General features: G+C 73.3%; 13 protein-coding genes. 5 read left to right on the top strand and 8 right to left on the bottom strand.

What is annotated here, in order from left to right; all coding sequences use genetic code 11:
- Window positions 1–10 precede the first annotated feature (10 nt).
- Window positions 11–850: a dihydropteroate synthase gene (folP, locus tag IEY93_RS19685; protein WP_189164553.1), complete on the bottom strand. Its 840-nt coding sequence runs from the start codon at window positions 848–850 to the stop codon at window positions 11–13.
- A gap of 86 nt (window positions 851–936) precedes the next feature.
- Window positions 937–1,806, bottom strand: coding sequence for a LysR family transcriptional regulator (locus IEY93_RS19680; protein WP_189164552.1), 870 nt, complete (start codon window positions 1,804–1,806; stop codon window positions 937–939).
- Window positions 1,807–2,684: 878 nt separating this feature from the next.
- Here IEY93_RS19680 and IEY93_RS19675 point away from each other — a divergent pair.
- Window positions 2,685–3,656 carry a neutral zinc metallopeptidase gene (locus tag IEY93_RS19675; RefSeq protein ID WP_229691285.1) on the top strand — a complete coding sequence of 324 codons (972 nt, stop codon included), beginning with the start codon at window positions 2,685–2,687 and terminating at the stop codon, window positions 3,654–3,656.
- Window positions 3,657–4,407: 751 nt separating this feature from the next.
- Window positions 4,408–5,967, top strand: a complete 1,560-nt coding sequence (locus IEY93_RS19670; RefSeq protein WP_189164551.1) for an LCP family protein — start codon at window positions 4,408–4,410, stop codon at window positions 5,965–5,967.
- 87 nt (window positions 5,968–6,054) lie between these two features.
- Here the strand turns inward: IEY93_RS19670 and IEY93_RS19665 are convergent, their stop codons facing one another.
- A complete protein-coding gene (locus tag IEY93_RS19665; protein ID WP_229691284.1) occupies window positions 6,055–8,103 on the bottom strand; it encodes a spermine/spermidine synthase domain-containing protein in 2,049 nt (682 codons plus the stop codon).
- Between the two features lie 309 nt (window positions 8,104–8,412).
- On the opposite strand from IEY93_RS19665, the gene IEY93_RS19660 reads away from it, so the two are divergent.
- Window positions 8,413–9,777, top strand: coding sequence for a S8 family peptidase (locus IEY93_RS19660; protein ID WP_189164550.1), 1,365 nt, complete (start codon window positions 8,413–8,415; stop codon window positions 9,775–9,777).
- Between the two features lie 46 nt (window positions 9,778–9,823).
- The gene (locus IEY93_RS19655) at window positions 9,824–10,057 is read left to right on the top strand and encodes a hypothetical protein (RefSeq protein ID WP_189164549.1); all 234 of its coding nucleotides are present in this window, start codon (window positions 9,824–9,826) and stop codon (window positions 10,055–10,057) included.
- A 64-nt stretch (window positions 10,058–10,121) separates the two neighbouring features.
- On the opposite strand, the gene IEY93_RS19650 is transcribed toward IEY93_RS19655, so the two are convergent.
- The 4 genes from IEY93_RS19650 to IEY93_RS19635 are packed head-to-tail and all read right to left on the bottom strand — an operon-like array spanning window position 10,122 to window position 14,197.
- Complete coding sequence (locus tag IEY93_RS19650) at window positions 10,122–11,681, bottom strand: sensor histidine kinase (protein ID WP_203968746.1); 1,560 nt, start codon at window positions 11,679–11,681, stop codon at window positions 10,122–10,124.
- Window positions 11,678–12,391, bottom strand: coding sequence for a response regulator transcription factor (locus IEY93_RS19645; RefSeq protein ID WP_189164548.1), 714 nt, complete (start codon window positions 12,389–12,391; stop codon window positions 11,678–11,680). Before IEY93_RS19645 ends, IEY93_RS19650 begins: the two co-directional genes overlap by 4 nt.
- Before the next feature lie 58 nt (window positions 12,392–12,449).
- The gene (locus IEY93_RS19640; RefSeq protein WP_189164547.1) at window positions 12,450–13,259 is read right to left on the bottom strand and encodes an ABC transporter permease; all 810 of its coding nucleotides are present in this window, start codon (window positions 13,257–13,259) and stop codon (window positions 12,450–12,452) included.
- A 41-nt stretch (window positions 13,260–13,300) separates the two neighbouring features.
- Window positions 13,301–14,197, bottom strand: coding sequence for an ABC transporter ATP-binding protein (locus tag IEY93_RS19635; protein WP_189164546.1), 897 nt, complete (start codon window positions 14,195–14,197; stop codon window positions 13,301–13,303).
- 293 nt (window positions 14,198–14,490) lie between these two features.
- On the opposite strand from IEY93_RS19635, the gene IEY93_RS19630 reads away from it, so the two are divergent.
- Window positions 14,491–15,333, top strand: a complete 843-nt coding sequence (locus tag IEY93_RS19630; protein WP_189164545.1) for an ion transporter — start codon at window positions 14,491–14,493, stop codon at window positions 15,331–15,333.
- Here the strand turns inward: IEY93_RS19630 and IEY93_RS19625 are convergent.
- The gene (locus IEY93_RS19625; protein WP_229691283.1) at window positions 15,330–16,523 is read right to left on the bottom strand and encodes an ROK family transcriptional regulator; all 1,194 of its coding nucleotides are present in this window, start codon (window positions 16,521–16,523) and stop codon (window positions 15,330–15,332) included. The two genes, IEY93_RS19630 and IEY93_RS19625, sit on opposite strands and share 4 nt — an antisense overlap.
- Window positions 16,524–16,664 lie beyond the last annotated feature (141 nt).

The raw sequence follows: 16,664 nt of genomic DNA, 5'->3' as shown, positions 1-16,664 counted from the left end.
GCCGGCGACCTCAGGACAGGCGGCGCAGCCGGTCCACGGTGGCCAGCGCGGCACGCGCCGAAGCGGGGTCGTGGACGCGGAAGACCCGCGCCCCCTGCCAGGCCGAGACGGCGAGCGTGGCGATGGTGCCGGCGTGGCGCTCCTCGACCGGCAGCCCGCCGAGCGTCTCTCCGACGAAGTCCTTGTTGGAGACCGCGACGAGCACGGGCCAGCCGGTGGCGACCAGTTCGCCCAGCCTGCGGCCGACCTCCAGCGAGTGCCAGGTGTTCTTGCCGAAGTCGTGCGCCGGATCGATCAGCACGGCGTCCTCGCGCACCCCGGCCCGTACGGCCCGTTCGGCGAGGGCCACCGTGCGGGCGAGGACGTCGGCCACCACGTCGTCATAGGCGATGCGGTGCGGACGGGTCCTCGGGGTGACGCCACCTGCGTGCGCGCACACCAGGCCGATGCCGTACTCGGCGGCCACCTCGGCCAGCGCCGGATCGGGACCGCCCCAGGTGTCGTTCAGCAGATCCGCCCCCGCCTGGGCGACCACCTCGCCCACCTCGGCACGCCAGGTGTCCACGCTGATCACCAGATCGGGATGCGCGCGGCGCACCTCGGCCACCAGGCTCGCGACCCTGCGGATCTCCTCGGCGGCGTCCACCGTGTCGCCCGGCCCGGCCTTCACTCCGCCGATGTCGACGATGTCGGCCCCGGCGGCGACCGCCGCGTCCACGGCGGCGAGGGCGGCCTCGAAGCCGAACGTCCTGCCCTGGTCGTAGAAGGAGTCGGGCGTGCGGTTCACGACGGCCATGACGGCGAAGTCGCCCGGCCGGAACTCGCGGCCACGCAGGCGCAAGGTATGCATCGCCGCAAGCGTACGCCAGCGCGTGGCAGGGCGCGCCTCCACCTGCGGCCGGCGGCCCCGGTCGCCCGGGAACGCTCCAAAACGGCTCAGACCGCCGACGCGCCCTCGGCGACGGTGAGGAATTCCTGCGCCGTGGCCGGCAGGCGGCGTCGCGTGTGCACCAGAGCGATGATCCGGCGCAGCGGAGGGTCGAGGGAGCGCACTACCAGCCCGGCCCTGAGCGCCTGGTCGGCCATCGTCCGGTAGCCGAGCAGAGAGGCCATGGCCGAACGGACGGTGGCGGGCCAGCCGCCGCGCTCGTCGATCTCGGCCGCGACCACCGGCCGCACGCCATGGGTGGCGAACAGCATCTCCAGCTCCCGCCTGCGCGCGCTGCCCGGGGGCGGGAGCACGACGCGCATGCCGCTCAGGCGGCTCATCGCGACCGAGCCGGGCAGGTCGAGGCCGGGCGGGGAGATGAGCACGATCTCCTGCCGTTCCAGCGGATGGCTCACCAGGTCGGCCGGAACGGGCAGGTCGGTCAGCCCGAGGTCGGCCCGCTGCTCGCGTACGGCGTTCACCACACCGTCGCGCCCGTCGCACCGGACGACCTGCACCCGCGCGCCGGGATGCTCGGCGGCATAGGCGGGGAGCAGGCGAGCGGCGAGCGCGGGCTCCAGGCTCGGCGGCGAGGCGACGCGCAGTTCGCCGGTCCCGGCAGGGGAATGGCTGGCGAGCGCCTCTATCTCGTGCACGGCGTCCAGCGCTTCCCTGGCGAGTTTGACGACGCGGCGGCCCTGGGCCGTCACGACCACCCCCCGGCCGGAACGCGCGAAAAGCGTCATCCCGAGTTCCCGTTCCAAGTCGCGAATCGCGCGGGAAAGCGCGGGCTGCGCGATGTAAAGCGATCTGGCCGCGTCGGTCATGGTGCGGTGCTCCGCAGTGGCGACCACATAACGCAGCTGCTGCAGATTCATGGCAACGAAGCTAGGGCAGACGGGTGCGGCGATTCCGGACTATCGCAGAGATCACCTCGGATGATTTCAGAATGTAACCAGATACCGCTACATCCGTGACCACTGGGAAATGAGTAAAGTTCTGCCCTAAATGCTGCACAATGGGGATCTTGTGACAGGGGAGAACACGCGGCCGGGTGGGGCCGGCAAGGGGGCGTCCGGAATTGGCGGCTGACGGACGGTATCCAGCGCATCCAGAACATCCCGACCATCCAGGTCAAGCCTTTCCCGGCGGGCATCCTCCGCATCCGCCCGCGCCCGATCCGGCCTGGGCCGCGAGGCAGGACGGGCGTCCCGTCGCGCCGCCTCCGCCGGGCGCACCCGGCGCGGGCCCCGGGCACGGGCAGCCGCCACCCGGATATCCGCCGCAGGCGTACGCCCCGGGGTATCCGCAGGGCGCGCCTCCCGCACCGGGCTCCTCCCCCGCGCCCGTCCCGCCTCCGCCGGGGCCGAGGCAGCCCTACCGGCGGCCGTACCAGCCGCAGGGGCCGGGCGCCCCGCCTCCACAGGGACCGCCGCACCAGGCGCCCCCGCCTCCGCCGGGAGGAGGGCCCCGCGCACCGTATCCAGGCCCGGGCGCCCCGCCTCCCGGCGCGTCCTACCCGCCGGGAGGCGGCCAGGCACCGTACCCGCCGGGCGGCGGCACTTACCACCCCGGCCCGCCGCCGGGAGGTCCCGGCGGGCCGTATCCGGGTGGCGGGGCCCCGCATCGGCCGCCCGCCGGGCCGGGCTGGGCGCCGCCACCGGTCCCGCCGCAGCGGCCCTACGCCCCGTACGCGCCGGGCCGGCCGCCGAAGCGCGGCTCCAGCGGCGCGGCGATCGTCGGCGGCCTGTTCGGTGTGGTCGCCGCCGTCTTCGTGCTGCTGGTGGTCGGTTCGGCCCTGCTGAAGGAGGCCCGCCGCCCCGACCCGCCCTCCCCGATCGCGATCCCCACGTTCACGGTGCCCACCTTCACGCCCTACACGCCGAAGCCGTTCCCGACCGTCACCTCCCGGCCGAGCAGGCCGGCGCCCACCAGAACCTCCACGGGCACCTCGGGATCCTCCGACACCGGCACCACGACCACCCGGCCGCGGCTCGACACCAGCCTGACCGGGAACACGGTCTACCGGGTGGGCACCCTGCCGCGCACCGCCTGCCGCGCCGCCTCGACCAACGTCTTCAACGACGCGCAGCTGAGGTCGCTGATCCTGAAGACCGGGCAGTGCATGAACCGCACCTGGTCGGCGGGGCTGCGGCGGGTCGGCATCGGCTTCACCCCGCCCGGTTACGCCATCACGGCGCGCGGAGGGCGGGGCGCGTGCGGGGACTTCCCGCAGCGGGGAAGCATCGTGCCCTACTACTGCCCGCGCAACATGACGATCTACGCCTCGACCTCGGCGATGTCCCGGGGCAGGGGGAACCAGCGGGGGTACGGCTCGCTGTCGAGCTGGCACGGCGCGATCATCGGCATGATGGCGCACGAGTACGGCCACCACGTGCAGCAGCTGTCCGGGCTGGCCGGCTCCTGGTGGAGCAAGACGCTCAACTCCCGCGGCCAGAGCGGCAGGCTCGCGCTGAGCCGGAGGTACGAGTTGCAGGCCAACTGCTTCAGCGGCATGTGGATGCGGTCGGTGGCGGCCTCGTACCCGATCCCACCGGCCCGGCGCAACACGCTGTTCTCCTTCTTCTCCAATGTCGGCGACTGGCCGGGGTACCCACGCGACCACGGCAGCCCGCCCAACAGCGGGCGCTGGTTCCGGCAGGGATACGAGCGGAGCAAGGCGTTCCAGTGCAACACCTGGCTGGCCTCGGCGTCCTCGACCTCCTAGGGCCGGCGACGGCGGGCGTTCAGCCACTTGTTACGGACCGATTCCCTAAAATTGGGTTTGCGTCGGTGATGTCCAGGTATGGGGGCTAGAATCCTGGAAATCCGTGAACCGGCGGGGGCCAACCGATGGGTTTCTCCTGGTTGGCGGCAGGATTCCGAAGCGTCATGAGGGAGCACGTGTGACCACGCCTGGCCGTACCCCGGGAGAGGCGGGCGGGGACGGCTCCGGCCAACCCGCACAAGGAGACGGCTCCGAGCCGCCGGCTCCCGACCAGGACCGCGGCCGGCCCTCGCCTTCCCAGGAGGGCCGGGGACGTCCGGACGGCGAGGGCCGGGAACGCCCGGGCGCCGGAGAAGGCCGCGGGCGTCCCGCACCCGGCACGGGCCAGGGACGTCCCACTTCCGGACAGCGCCAAGGACGGCCCGCTCCGGGACAGGACCAGGCACGTCCGGTGGCCGGGCGGGGCCAGGGTCGTCCCGCGCCGCGACAGGACCAAGGCCGTCCGGCTCCGGAACAGGACCGGAAGCGTCCCTCGTCACCGCAGGACCAGGGACGTCCGGCCCAGGACCGGGCACCGGCGACGGCGCCGCAAGAGGCCCGCAAGCGTCCCGCGCCGGGAGACGGCCGGGCACGGCCCGCCGCGGGTCCCGGATCGGGGAAGGGCCCGCGCGGCCCCCGCCCCGAGGGCGGCGGGCCGGGCTCGCCGCGCTCCCCCGAGCCGCGCAGGGCCCCGGCCGGAGAGAAGACCGCGGTGAGTCCGGCCGGTCCGGACGAGCCGCAGCGGCCGGCCAAGGAGCGCGGGCCCGCCCCGCGCTTCGCCAAGCCGCTTACGACCGGTTCCATCCTCGCCTGGACCCTGCTGTCCATCGTCGTCCCCGGCGCCGCGCACCTGCGGGCCGGGCAGCGGCGGGTGGGGTTCGTCCTGCTCGGCGTCTTCGGCGCCCTGCTGGTGGCCGGCGTCGTCTTCACCGTGGTCGTCCGGTACAACCTCGGCCTCGCCGTCAAGGACGGTACCTGGGCGACGATCGCGGTCGCGGCGGCGGCCGGCGCGCTGGCGTGGTTCGCGCTGGTCATCACCTCCTACATCGCGCTCGGCCCCGACCGGCTGCCGCAGAGCGGCCAGGTGGTCTCGGGCATCATGGTCGGCGTGCTGTGCGTGGGCGTGATGGCGCCGTTCGCGCTGACCGCGACGAGCGTGATGACGGTGCGGGACACCACCAACGCGATCTTCCAGCCGGTGCCGGGCACCACGGTCGCCCCGGTCAAGCAGGAGGACCCGTGGAACGGCCGGCGCCGGGTCAACTTCCTGCTCATCGGCGGCGACGCCGCGGGCAACCGCACCGGCGTGCGCACCGACAGCATGACCGTGGCCAGCGTCGACGTCCGGACCGGCAACTCGGTCATGTTCAGCCTGCCGCGCAACCTGCAGTTCGTGCACTTCCCCAAGGGCGACCCGCTGGCCGCCCGCTTCCCGAACGGCTTCACCGGAGACTCCGGGCAGGGCCTGCTCAACGAGGTGTGGCAGTACGCCGAGGACCACCTGGGCAAGGGCAAGGGCCCGCAGGAGCTGAAGAACGCCATCGGGCACACCCTCGGCCTCAAGATCGACTACTACGCGATCGTCGACATGTACGGCTTCGCCGCGCTCATCGACGCGATCGGCGGGCTGAAGATCCGGGTCGAGCGGGACATCAAGTGGGGCGGCCACTACGGCACCGCGGGCGTCATCAAGGCGGGCTACCAGCGGCTGGACGGCGAGCACGTGCTCTGGTACGGCCGCTCGCGCGTCGACAGCGACGACTTCTCCCGCATGTCGCGCCAGCGCTGCGTGATGGGCGCGCTGCTGGACCAGGCGACCCCGAGCGTCGTGCTCGCGAACTTCGGCAAGATCGCCCAGGCGACGCGGCACCTGTTCCGCACCGACATCCCCCGCGACCTGCTGGAGCACCTGGTGCCGCTGGCGCTGAAGGTCAAGGACGCCAGGACGACCAGCCTGCAGTTCGTGCCGCCCCTCGTCTGGCCGGGCGCCGCGGACTGGGTGAAGATCCGCAGGCTCAGCCAGCAGGCGGTCAAGGAGTCCGAGCGCGCCGCGACCAGGGCGGTGGCCCTGGGGGCCACTCCCGGTGCGACCTCCTCGGCCGGCGTGGGCACGCCGGGTGTGCCCGCGAGCGCGCTCCCGAGCGGCGCGGGCTCCTCGGCGACGCCGTCCGCGTCGCGCCCCGCGCCGACCGCCACGCCGGTCGAGACTCCGACACCGAACCGCCAGAGCAGGAGCGCCGCCAAGACCCTCAAGGAGGCCTGCGGCTTCTGACCTGCGTCGACGCGCAGCACCTCGGCGGCCCCGCACCGGCAGGTGCGGGGCCGCCGGCGTGGACGCGCCGGGCAGGCGGGCGAGAGGTTACAGGGCCCGGGCGGTGCGGGGCAGCAGGGCGAAGGCGCCGAGGTACAGCAGTCCGGCGACGACCAGCAGGCCCTCGTAGCCGATGACCAGGGACAGATACTCCAGGCAGCCGCCGAGGATCGCGCCGAGCAGGTTCGCGCCGAAGGCCACGGTGGCGTCGGCGGTGTCGGCGAACCGCTTGGCGAAGACGACGTTCGCCGCGAAGATCGGCAGGAACGCGACGACCACCGCGCACACCGCGCGCAGCGGCACCGGCAGCCCGAGCAGCCACGCGTTGGGCACGAGCGCGGCCAGCACGAGCCCGCCGAGCAGGATGGCGTACATGACGGGCAGCGGCGGCGTGCGGAAGCGCCGGGTCACCTCCACCGCGGCCAGCACCGCCACCAGCACCCCGGCGAACACCACGGCGTTGACCACCCAGGTGGTGCCGAACAGCAGGGCGAACCCGGTGACGTTCTTGGTCTCCAGCAGCAGGAACGACACCCCGAGCAGGAACAGGTCGGCGTAGGGGCGCATCCTGCGGAACGGCCCGGCGACCGCGCGCACCGCGATGACGCTGACCGCCAGGATCAGGCCGAGCGCGATGAGGTAGATGGACGGGATGTCACGCCCGTGCAGGTAGAGGAAGGGGCGGTCGTCCACGGCCGGGGGCGGGGTGCCCGCCGCGGCCCCGGCCCACTCGCCGCCGCAGCGCTGGGCGTCCGCGGTGACCCCGGCGGTGATCACGGCCTGCTGCCCGGCGCCGACCTGGTCGACGCACGGCTTGTGCCCGAACGCCTGCTGCGCGGTCGAGGCCAGCCGGTCGACGAGCCACTGCTCGCGGTAGTAGTTGTACATCGAGAACGCCCCGCCGGGCTTGAGGTGGTCACGCGCGGCGCGCATGGACTCCTCGGTGAACAGGTAGCTCTCCAGGCGCAGCGAGCTGGCCCCGGACACCAGGGTGAGCGAGTCGGGCAGGGCGAACAGGATGAGGTCGTACTTCTTGCCGGTGCGCTCCAGGAAGGCGCGGCCGTCGGTGATGTGCGTGGTGACCCGCGGGTCGTCATACGGCCGGTCGGGGTGGAAGGCGCCGCCCAGCTCCCTCAGCTTGGGGTCGATCTCGACCGCGTCGACGCGCTTGGCGCCCTTGGACAGCGCGATGGCCACGTCGGTGCCGCTGCCGGCGCCGACGATCAGCACGTCGTCCAGGTGTCCCGCCGCGGCCGCGCGCTCGTAGGGCAGGGCGTACTGCCGCTCCCACTCCAGCCGGTTGGCCGCGGGGATCGCCTGCTGGTGCGGGATGCCGTTCACCGCGATGTCCATGATGGGCACGCCGTTGAACGAGTGCTGCTGGTAGGTGACCTTGTAGTAGGGCGACCAGAGCGCGCCGGCGGCGAAGGACTCGACGGCGAGCGCCGCGACGACCACCAGGGACGGGAAGGTCACCAATCCCAGGTAACGGCCGAGCGAGCGGGGGCGCAGCAGGACGCCGTACGCGCAGGCGGCGATCAGGCCCCAGGCGACCGGCGGCGCGCTCGCCAGCGACAGCAGCGAGAACATGGCGATGCCGGTCAGGCTGCCGATCAGGTCATAGCGGTAGGCCTCCAGGCGCGGCAGCTCGGGGAAGCAGCGGCCGACCAGCTCGGCCGGGCCCATCAGGACCAGCGCCGCGGCGGCGAAGATCACCGGGAGGATGGCCCAGGCGGGCGGGCCGCTGGTGGACAGGCTGGTGAAGTACAGCACGCCCTCGGCCTGCCGGTCCACGGTGACCGGGAAGTAGAAGACGATCAGCACCAGGGCCGCGAGGACGACCGGCGAGTAGTACGGCTGCCTGGTGCTGCGGCCGACCCGCAGGAAGCCCAGCCCGATGCCGAGGAACGAGCCGAGCAGCACGAAGTTGGTGAAGTAGCTGAGGTGGACGATGTTGGATCCGGTCCACCTGATCAGCGCCAGCTCCAGGAAGAGCATGAAGGCGCTGGCCACCACCAGGCGCGGGCGGACGGGCATCCAGTGCTCTCCCGCGGGACCGGGTCCGGGACGGGAGGGGGTCTCTACCTCGGCGATCACGGGTCTCAACGTAGTCAACCCCGGCCCTTCAGCGGAAGGCTTCCACGATTCCCGTCCGCACCACGTCGCCGGCCGCCGCCGTGCACACCCGGGCGACGGCCCGGCTTCCTTCGAAAGAGCGGAGCGCCCGGCGGTGACCGAGGCGAGGGTCCATGTCCCCGGAGAGCGGAAGCGGCGGAAAAATCCGGCGGCGGATTGCGGGAAATAGCGAATATTGCCAGGTGACACGGCATTTCTGCTGGTGGACGGGGTCGCGGCGCATACAGCACCGTGGTGAGGTCCCGACTTCGCGATCTCAAGGGGTGCCTCATGCGGGTCCTCATCCAGCTCCGTCCCTCCCCCGACGTCGTCGCCGCCGTGGCGGCCCCCGATCTCGCCGCCACGACCGCCGACGTCACCGACGACCTCCCCGGCGTCGTGCTGGACCACTCCTTCGCCCCCGTCGCCCTCCCCCGCGCCCGGCCCGCCGCCCCTGGCGGCGACCCGCTGTCGCTGCACCAGCCGCTGGTGTTCTCCATGGCGCCGGAGGAGGCGTCGGTGCTGGTGCGCGGCGAGATCTCCGACGACGAGGGCTCCGCGCGCATGGCACTGCTGCCCGGCCGGGTCAGGGACGTGATCGCGGTCTACGCCGACCCGCTGATCGAGACCAGCCTCACCTGCGGCGGCAGCCCGCCGGTCGGCACCTGGCAGGACGTCGAGCGCCTGCTGCGGGTGCCCGAGCTGCGCGCCGGCGGGTACGACGGGTCGGGGGTGGCGCTGGCGGTGTGCGACACCGGCGTCAACGCGGCGCACGTCACCGAGCACCTCGGCCGGGACGTCACCGTGGACGCCGAGCGGAGCTTCGTCCCGGCCGGGGTGTCCGGCAAGCCCGGCGAGTTCGCCGTGGACCACGGCACGATGTGCGCGTTCGACACGCTGATCGCGGCGCCGCGCGCCTCGCTGGTCGACGTGCCGATCCTGCTGTCGCGCCGGCAGGGCGGCACCGTCATGGACGGCCTGCTGTCGGACGCGGTGGCGGCGTTCGCCCACCTGCGCACCGTCCTGGACGCCCAGCCCGCGGCCTCCCGCGCCCTGGTCGTGAGCAACAGCTGGGGCTCGTTCTCCCCGCTGTGGGACCTGCCGCCCGGGGTGGCGGGCAACTACTCCGACAGCGCCGCCCACCCGTTCAACATCATCGTGGGCAGCCTGGAGCAGGCGGGGGCGGACATCCTGTTCGCGGCGGGCAACTGCGGCACCGAGTGCAAGGACCGCCGGTGCGCCTTCCCCGGCCGCCCCATCGTCGGGGCGAACTCCCACCCCCAGGTGCTGTCGATCGGCGGAGTGGACACCAACGGCGAGCGGGTCGGGTACTCCTCGCAGGGCCCGGGACGGCTCAGCGACCGCAAGCCCGACGTCTGCTCCTACACGCACTTCGCCGGGTCCAAGGCGTTCGGCGATGACGTGCCCGACTCGGGCACCTCGGCCGCCTGCCCGGTGGCCGCCGGGCTGGTCGCGGCGATCCGCACCCGCTGGCCCGCCTCGCGGCTCACCCCGTCCCAGTTGCGCACGCTGATGCACCGCACCGCCGAGGACCGCAGCACCGTGGGCTTCGACTACGACTACGGGTACGGCATCGCCGACACCGCGGCGCTCCTCGCGGCGCTGCGTCGCCGGGAGGAGCGCCTGCGAGCCTGAGGGGCGTTCGTGTGCGGGCCGCAGGCGGGCGCGTAACGTGGGCGGCATGGTCCTGATCACCGTGGAGCTGCCGCCGGCGGAGGCGACGCTCGAGGAGGCGATGCGCCGGCTCGGGCTGGGCGAGGACGAGGTGGACACCGCCTACGGCCTGGTGCTCCTCGCCCCCGAGCAAGGCCTGTACGCGCTCAGGGTGACCGAGGACGCCGGCCGGCGCGTCGCCCCGCCCGGCGGCGGCCCCTTCTCCGACCCGCCGATCGAGCCGTACGGCCCGCCGCGCTGAGCCGGTCTCCCAGGGCGCGCTCATGCGGAGGGTGCGGCCGTGAGGTGACCGCGCGTGGCGGGGTTCAGCGGGCCAGAGGAAGCACCAGCGTGAACGTGGCACCGTGGCCGGGGGTGGTGCGCAGGGTGACGCGGCCGCCGTGCGCCGCCGCCAGCGACTGCGCGATGGCGAGGCCGAGGCCCACCCCTCCGCTACCCGACCTGCTTCGCGAGGCGTCCGCGCGGTAGAACCGGTCGAACGCCCGGGCGGCCTGTTCGGGGGTCAGGCCGGGCCCGTCGTCCTCGATCACCAGCACCGCCTCGGCGCCCGCGGTTCCCACGCCGACGCGCACGCGGGTGCCGGCGGGCGTGTGCGCGACGACGTTGCCCACCAGGTTGCTCACCACCTGGCGCAGGCGCGACTCATCGCCGAGCACCGGCGCCGAGGCGGGCGTGCCACCTGCGGGGCCGGTCAGCTCGACCGGCCGGTCGGGGGCGAGCGCCCTGAGGTCCAGGCGCGCGTCGGCGGCCAGGGTCCGCAGGTCCATCGGCGCCAGGTCGAGGGGCAGCGCCTCCCCGCCCTCGTCCAGCCGCGCGAGCAGCATCAGGTCGTCGACGAGGCCGGCCAGGCGGCCGGACTCGCTCTCGATGCGGGCCATGGCGGGCCCCACGTCGCTGAGGCCTCCCATCCGGTACAGCTCGGAGAATCCTTTGATGCCGAACAGCGGGGTGCGCAGCTCGTGGCCGACGTCGGCGACGAAGCGCCGCAGCCGCGCCTCGGAGTCGGCCCGCGCGGCGAAGGCCCGCTCGATCTGGGCGAGCATGCCGTTGAGCGAGGCCGACAGGCGGCCGATCTCGGTGGCCGGCCCGGCGGCGTCGGGAACGCGCCGGGTGAGGTCTCCCGAGGCGATGGCGGCCGCGGTGTCCTCGATGCGGCGCAGCGGGCGCAGTCCTGCCCGGATCGCGAACCAGCCGCACAGCGTGAGCAGGGCCAGCAATGCCGCCCCCGTCACGAAGAAGGCCGCGCGCAGCCGGCCGACCGTGGCCGAGACGGCATCGAGCGACGCGGCCACGACGATGGCGCCGTCCCCGGGCGGCGCGGCTCCCCCGGGCGTCCGCGCCGCCGGGCGCGGCATGGCGATCACGCGCCATCGTCCGGTGCCGTCCAGGCCCCCGGCCTCGAACGCCCGCCGTCCGTATCGCGCGACCGCCGCGGTGTCGAGAACCGGCAGAACGGGCCCACCGGCCGCCGGGCCGCCCGGAATGCGGGTGCCGCTCCGGACCGTGCCGTCGCCGGCGAGGTCGGCGACGTAGATCTCGGTGATCAGGTCGAAGCCGGCCGCGAGCGCCCGCCCGCCCAGCGCTCCCGCCCCGTCCTGGCCCGTACCCGCGCCCGGGAGTCCCGCGGGGAGACCCGCCGGCAGGATCGCGGCCAGGCCGGCGAGCGCGTGCAACTGGCGGTCGACGCGGTCGACCAGGTTGGCGCGGAGCAGGCCGATCACGATGGACCCGCCGAGCGCGAGCCCCGCCGCCAGCAGGACGCTGGTGATGAGCAGCAGCCGCGCGCGCAAAGACATCCGCCCGAGCCGGCCCGGCACGCTCACCGGGTCCGCGCCGCCCGCGCGCCGGCCGCGTGCGGACGTCATCGGGGCTCGCGGAGCACGTAGCCCACCCCGTGGATGGTGTGCAGCAGCTTGGGGCCGGCGGAGTCGAGCTTGCGGCGCAGGTAACTGACGTAGGTGTCGACGATGCTCGCGTCTCCGGCGAAGTCGTACTGCCACACGTGGTCGAGGATGCGCGCCTTCGACACGACCCTCCCCGCGTTCGCCGCCAGGTAGCACAGCAGCCGGAACTCGGTGGGCGACAGCCGCACGGGCCGCCCCGCCCGCGTGACGTGGTGTCCCTCCGGGTCGACCTCCAGGTCGCCGATGACCAGCGTGTGGGCGCCGGGCGAACCGGTGCGGCGCAATATCGCCTTGATGCGCGCGATCAGCTCCTCCAGGTCGAACGGCTTGGTGACGTAGTCGTCCCCGCCGAGTGTCAGGCCGGTCACCTTGTCGGCCGGCGAGTCGCGGGCGGTGAGGAACAGGACGGGGACCGGCGGCCGGACGAGGTCGCGCAGGCGCCGCACGACCTCGAACCCATCCAGATCGGGCAACATCACATCGAGGAGCACCAGGTCGGGCGGCTGGTCGCGCGCCGCGTCGAGGGCCTCGGCCCCGGTGGCGGCCGAGGTGACGGCGAAGCCCGCGAAGCGCAGGGTCGCCGACAGCAGCTCGCGCACCGTGGGCTCGTCGTCCACGACCAGCAGCCGCTCTCGCCGCCGCTCGCCCGGCACCTGCCCATCCCGCTCCATCTCCGCCTCCTGTCTCCGCCGACCGGCGGCCGCGCCACTCGCCTGCGGCCGACGGGCCTCAGGCGTCCCGTCTCCGGAAGATGGCGAAGGCGGCGAGCAGGGCGACGGCGACGTACCCGCAGAACACCGCGTACCCGGTCCAGGGTGCCAGCAGGCCGGACTGCTCGCGCACGCTCACCAGCCGCCCTCCCGCCTGCGCCGGCCAGTACTTCACCACGAAGGACGCCAGCCAGGCGGGGAAGGTGGGCGCCATCGCCGGTATCAGGGCGGTGATGGCGACCAGGACCGTGAGCCCGCCGGAGGTGGCCCGCAGCAGGAACCCGAGCGCGAGCCCGAACAGGCTCATCGTCGCCATGAGGATCCCCACGCCCAGCATCGCCCGCGCCACGCCCGGCTGTCCGAGGTCGTAGACGGGCACTCCCCGGGCGGTCAGCACGGCCCTGCCGGTGAGATAGACCGACAGCGCCGCCGCCTCGCCGGCGACGAAGGCCATGACGGAGCAGACCACCGCCTTGGCGGCCAGCAGGCGGCCCCGCCGCGGCACCGCGACGAGACTCGCCGGCAGCGTCCTCACCCCGTATTCGACCGTCACGCTGCGCATCCCCAGGTATCCGAAGATGATCTGTACGAAGAACAGTCCGCGGAAGGCCATGCCGAAGGGATCGAACTCCGCGCGTTCCGCCGCCGTCGCCGTCACGTACTCGCGAGCCCCCGCGCCCGCGAACATGGCGCCGAACAGCGCGCCGACCGCCACGGCGGCGAGCACGGTGTACCAGGTGGACCGCATGGTGCGCGCCTTGGCCCACTCCGACCTCAGCACGTCGCCGAACCGCTGCCGCACCGTACCGGGATCCCGCCGCCCGCTCATCGCTTCTCGCACGGCCACCCCGCCGTTCCGCCGCGGCCCGCTCACCGAGCCACCCCGTACTCGACGTCGTCGCGCGTCAGCTCCATGAACGCCTCCTCCAGTGAGGCCCGCAGCGGCGTGAGCTCGTACAGGGTCACGCTCGCGGCCGCCGCCATCCGGCCGATGTCCTCGGCCGCCATCCCGCTCACGAGCAGGCCGTCAGCGCCCTGCGGCCGCACGGCGGCCCCGGACGCGCTCAGGGCACGGGCGAAGTCCGCGGCGCCGGGGGTGCGGACACGGACCTCGCCGGACCGCATGAACGCCTCGACGGCGACGTCGGCGATCAGCCGGCCGCGCCCGATGACGATCAGGTGGTCGGCGGTGAGCGCCATCTCGGCCATCAGATGGCTGGACACCAGGACCGTGCGCCCCTCGGCGGCCAGATCGCGCATCAGGGTGCGGATCCACACGATGCCTTCGGGGTCGAGCCCGTTCACCGGCTCGTCGAAGACGAGCACGGCCGGGTCGCCGAGCAGTGCGGCGGCGATGCCCAGGCGCTGGCTCATGCCGAGGGAGAACCTCCCGGCGGCGCGCCGCGCCACCGGTGCCAGCCCGGTGAGCTGGAGCACCTCCTCGACGCGCCCGCGGGATATCCGGTTGTTCAGTGCGAGGCACATCAGATGGTCGCGGGCGGTCCTGCGCGGGTGCACGGCTCCGGCGTCGAGCAGCGCGCCGACCGCGCGCATCGGCTCCGGCAGATCGGCGTACCGGGCGCCGAGCACCCGGGCGTGGCCACCGCTCGGCGTGTCGAGTCCCAGGATCATGCGCATGGTGGTCGTCTTGCCCGCCCCGTTCGGACCGAGGAAGCCGGTGACGACGCCCGGCCGGACGTCAAACGTCAGGCCGTCCACCGCCGTCACGGGGCCATAGCGCTTGCTGAGTCCCATTACCTCGATCATCGATCTCCCTTCGCGTGGTGGTCCCTCATGGCGGAGAGCCTGGGCCACACGCCTGAAGGGCGCCGGAGAGGTTCTGGGAGGTCTCTGTGAGGTGGGCGCGCGGGCCGAAAGCCGCCGCCCGGCACGTGCCGTTTTCCGCGCGGTCCACGCCATGGTTCCCAGATCATTCCAAGAACCGGCGCGGTGGGGCGCCGTGAATCCGGACGAGGACGGCGATCCGGACACAGGTGCGTCCGCGCAGACTCTAGGATCTTGCGCATCCTGATCAGCCGGCTCCTGGAGTGCTCATCCTCATGCGTGATCGTGTCCGTCATGTCCTTGAATCGACGGGATTCCAGCGCCTGATCATCTCCGTCATCGTGCTCAACGCGGCGACGCTGGGCCTGGAGACCTCACCGCGGGTGATGGCCTCCTACGCCACGCCGTTGCACGTGGTGGACCACATCGCGCTGTACGTGTTCGTCGCCGAGCTGCTGGTCAAGATCTACGTCTACCGGGCCCGGTTCTTCCGGGACCCGTGGAACCTGTTCGACACGGTGATCGTCGCGGTGTCCCTGCTGCCCGCGGCGGGCGAGTTGTCGGTGCTGCGCGCGCTGCGCATCCTGCGGGCGCTGCGGCTGATCTCGGTGGTGCCGAGCCTGCGCCGGGTGGTGTCCGCGCTGCTCACGGCCATCCCCGGCATGACGTCCATCGCCGCCCTGCTCGCGCTGGTGCTCTACGTGGCCTCGGTGATGGGCACCAAGCTGTACGGCGCCGGCGCGCCGGAGTACTTCGGCGACCTGCCGACGTCGCTGTTCACGCTGTTCCAGACGATGACCGGCGACGGGTGGTCCGACATCAACCGCAAGGTCATGGAGCAGCACCCCTCGTCGTGGGTGTTCTTCGTGATATTCGTGCTGATCTGCACGTTCGTCGTGCTGAACCTGTTCATCGCCGTGGTGGTGAGCGCCCTGGAGGAGGAGCACCAGCGCGAGCGCCGCGAGGACGCCGAGGCCGCCGCTGCGGAGGCCCCCGTTCAGCCGTCCGTTCAGGCGCAGGCGGACGTGGCCCGTGAGCTCGCCGCGCTGCGCGCGGAGATCGCGGCCCTGCGCGCGGCCCTGCCCATCGTCCGCGAGGACGCCGCCACCCTGAACTAGACCGTGACCGGGGTGACCACGCCGAGGGCGGCGTCGACGGCGTCCGGCGCCAGGATGTGGTCGATCACCATGAGGGCGCAGCCGGTGATGCCCGCGCTCGGGCCGAGCAGGCTGCGCTCGATGCGCAGGCTCCGGGTGGACAGCGCGGTCGAGCGCCGGTAGACGACCTCCCGCACGCCGGAGACCAGGGGCTGGAACCGCTCGGCCACGTCGCCGCCGAGCACGACCACGGCCGGGTTGAGCAGGTTGACCGCGCCGGCCACCACCTCGCCGAGCAGCCGCCCGGCCCTGCGCACGACGGTCATCGTCTCGGCGTCCCCGGCGCGCACGAGCGTGACCACGTCGGCGAGCGTGCTGACCTCGCGCCCGCGCGCCCGCAGGTCGCGCAGGATCGCCGTCCCGCTCGCCACCGAGTCGACGCAGTCGACGTTGCCGCACCGGCACAGCACTCCCCCGCCGTCCCACACCGGGATGTGGCCGATCTCCCCCGCCGCGCCGAGCGCGCCGCGCAGGATCTCGCCGCCGGCGATCACCCCGGCGCCGATGCGGGTGGACACCTTGACGAACAGCAGGTCGGAGACCTCGCGCGCGTACGCCTTGCGGTACTCGCCCATGGCGATGACGTTGACGTCGTTGTCCACGAACACCGGCACCGGGTAGCGGGCGGCGATGCGCGGCGGGATCACCACGCCGGTCCAGCTCGCCATGACCCGGGCGCTCTCGGTGCGGCCCGCGGCGAACTCCACCGTGGCCGGGACGCCGAGCCCGACGCCCTTGACCGCCGACATCGGCCGCCCGTCCAGCTGGTCGGCCCACACGTCCATGAGCAGGGGGAGCACCACGTCGGGCCCGCGCTCGACGTCGATCTCCAGGTCGGTGCGGGCCAGCTCGCGCCCGTCCAGGTCGCACAGGGCGATCTGGGCGCGGCTGGCGCCGAGCGAGGCGACCAGGACGACCCCGCCCGCGGCGTTGAAGGCGAGCCGCGCCGGTGGGCGCCCGCCGGTGGAGGGCCCGTCGGTGCGCTCGACCACCAGGCCGTGGTCGAGCAGCCCGGCGACGCGCAGCGCCACCGCCGGGCGGGACAGACCGGTGATCCTGCCGATGTCGGCCCTGGTCACCGCCTCACCGGACCGGATGAGCTGGAGGACCTCACCGCCGCTGGCGAGCGGGGAAGCTGATCGTCGACCCACCGGGCAAGTCAACCACATCCCCGTTTTGTAAGCCAAAATTCCTAAGTTCCTCATCTCAACGGGCAAAACTGTGCTTGTGTCGAACCAAAGATCTGACTAATGTCCGGTCTGTCCCCCTTGGTCGATCCATGGAGCCGAGCC

Source organism: Sphaerisporangium melleum (assembly GCF_014646695.1).
GTDB classification, from domain to species: Bacteria; Actinomycetota; Actinomycetes; order Streptosporangiales; family Streptosporangiaceae; genus Sphaerisporangium; species Sphaerisporangium melleum.
Note: the sequence above shows the minus strand (reverse complement) of the source record. Positions and strands in the feature narration are given on the sequence as shown.

Bases quoted from the DNA above. Each gene is read 5' to 3' on its own strand.
- folP (WP_189164553.1), bottom strand. From the start codon at position 850: ATGCATACCTTGCGCCTGCGTGGCCGCGAGTTCCGGCCGGGCGACTTC.
- IEY93_RS19680 (WP_189164552.1), bottom strand. From the start codon at position 1,806: ATGAATCTGCAGCAGCTGCGTTATGTGGTCGCCACTGCGGAGCACCGC.
- IEY93_RS19660 (WP_189164550.1), top strand. From the start codon at position 8,413: ATGCGGGTCCTCATCCAGCTCCGTCCCTCCCCCGACGTCGTCGCCGCC.
- IEY93_RS19655 (WP_189164549.1), top strand. From the start codon at position 9,824: ATGGTCCTGATCACCGTGGAGCTGCCGCCGGCGGAGGCGACGCTCGAG.
- IEY93_RS19650 (WP_203968746.1), bottom strand. From the start codon at position 11,681: ATGACGTCCGCACGCGGCCGGCGCGCGGGCGGCGCGGACCCGGTGAGC.
- IEY93_RS19645 (WP_189164548.1), bottom strand. From the start codon at position 12,391: ATGGAGCGGGATGGGCAGGTGCCGGGCGAGCGGCGGCGAGAGCGGCTG.
- IEY93_RS19640 (WP_189164547.1), bottom strand. From the start codon at position 13,259: ATGAGCGGGCGGCGGGATCCCGGTACGGTGCGGCAGCGGTTCGGCGAC.
- IEY93_RS19635 (WP_189164546.1), bottom strand. From the start codon at position 14,197: ATGATCGAGGTAATGGGACTCAGCAAGCGCTATGGCCCCGTGACGGCG.
- IEY93_RS19630 (WP_189164545.1), top strand. From the start codon at position 14,491: ATGCGTGATCGTGTCCGTCATGTCCTTGAATCGACGGGATTCCAGCGC.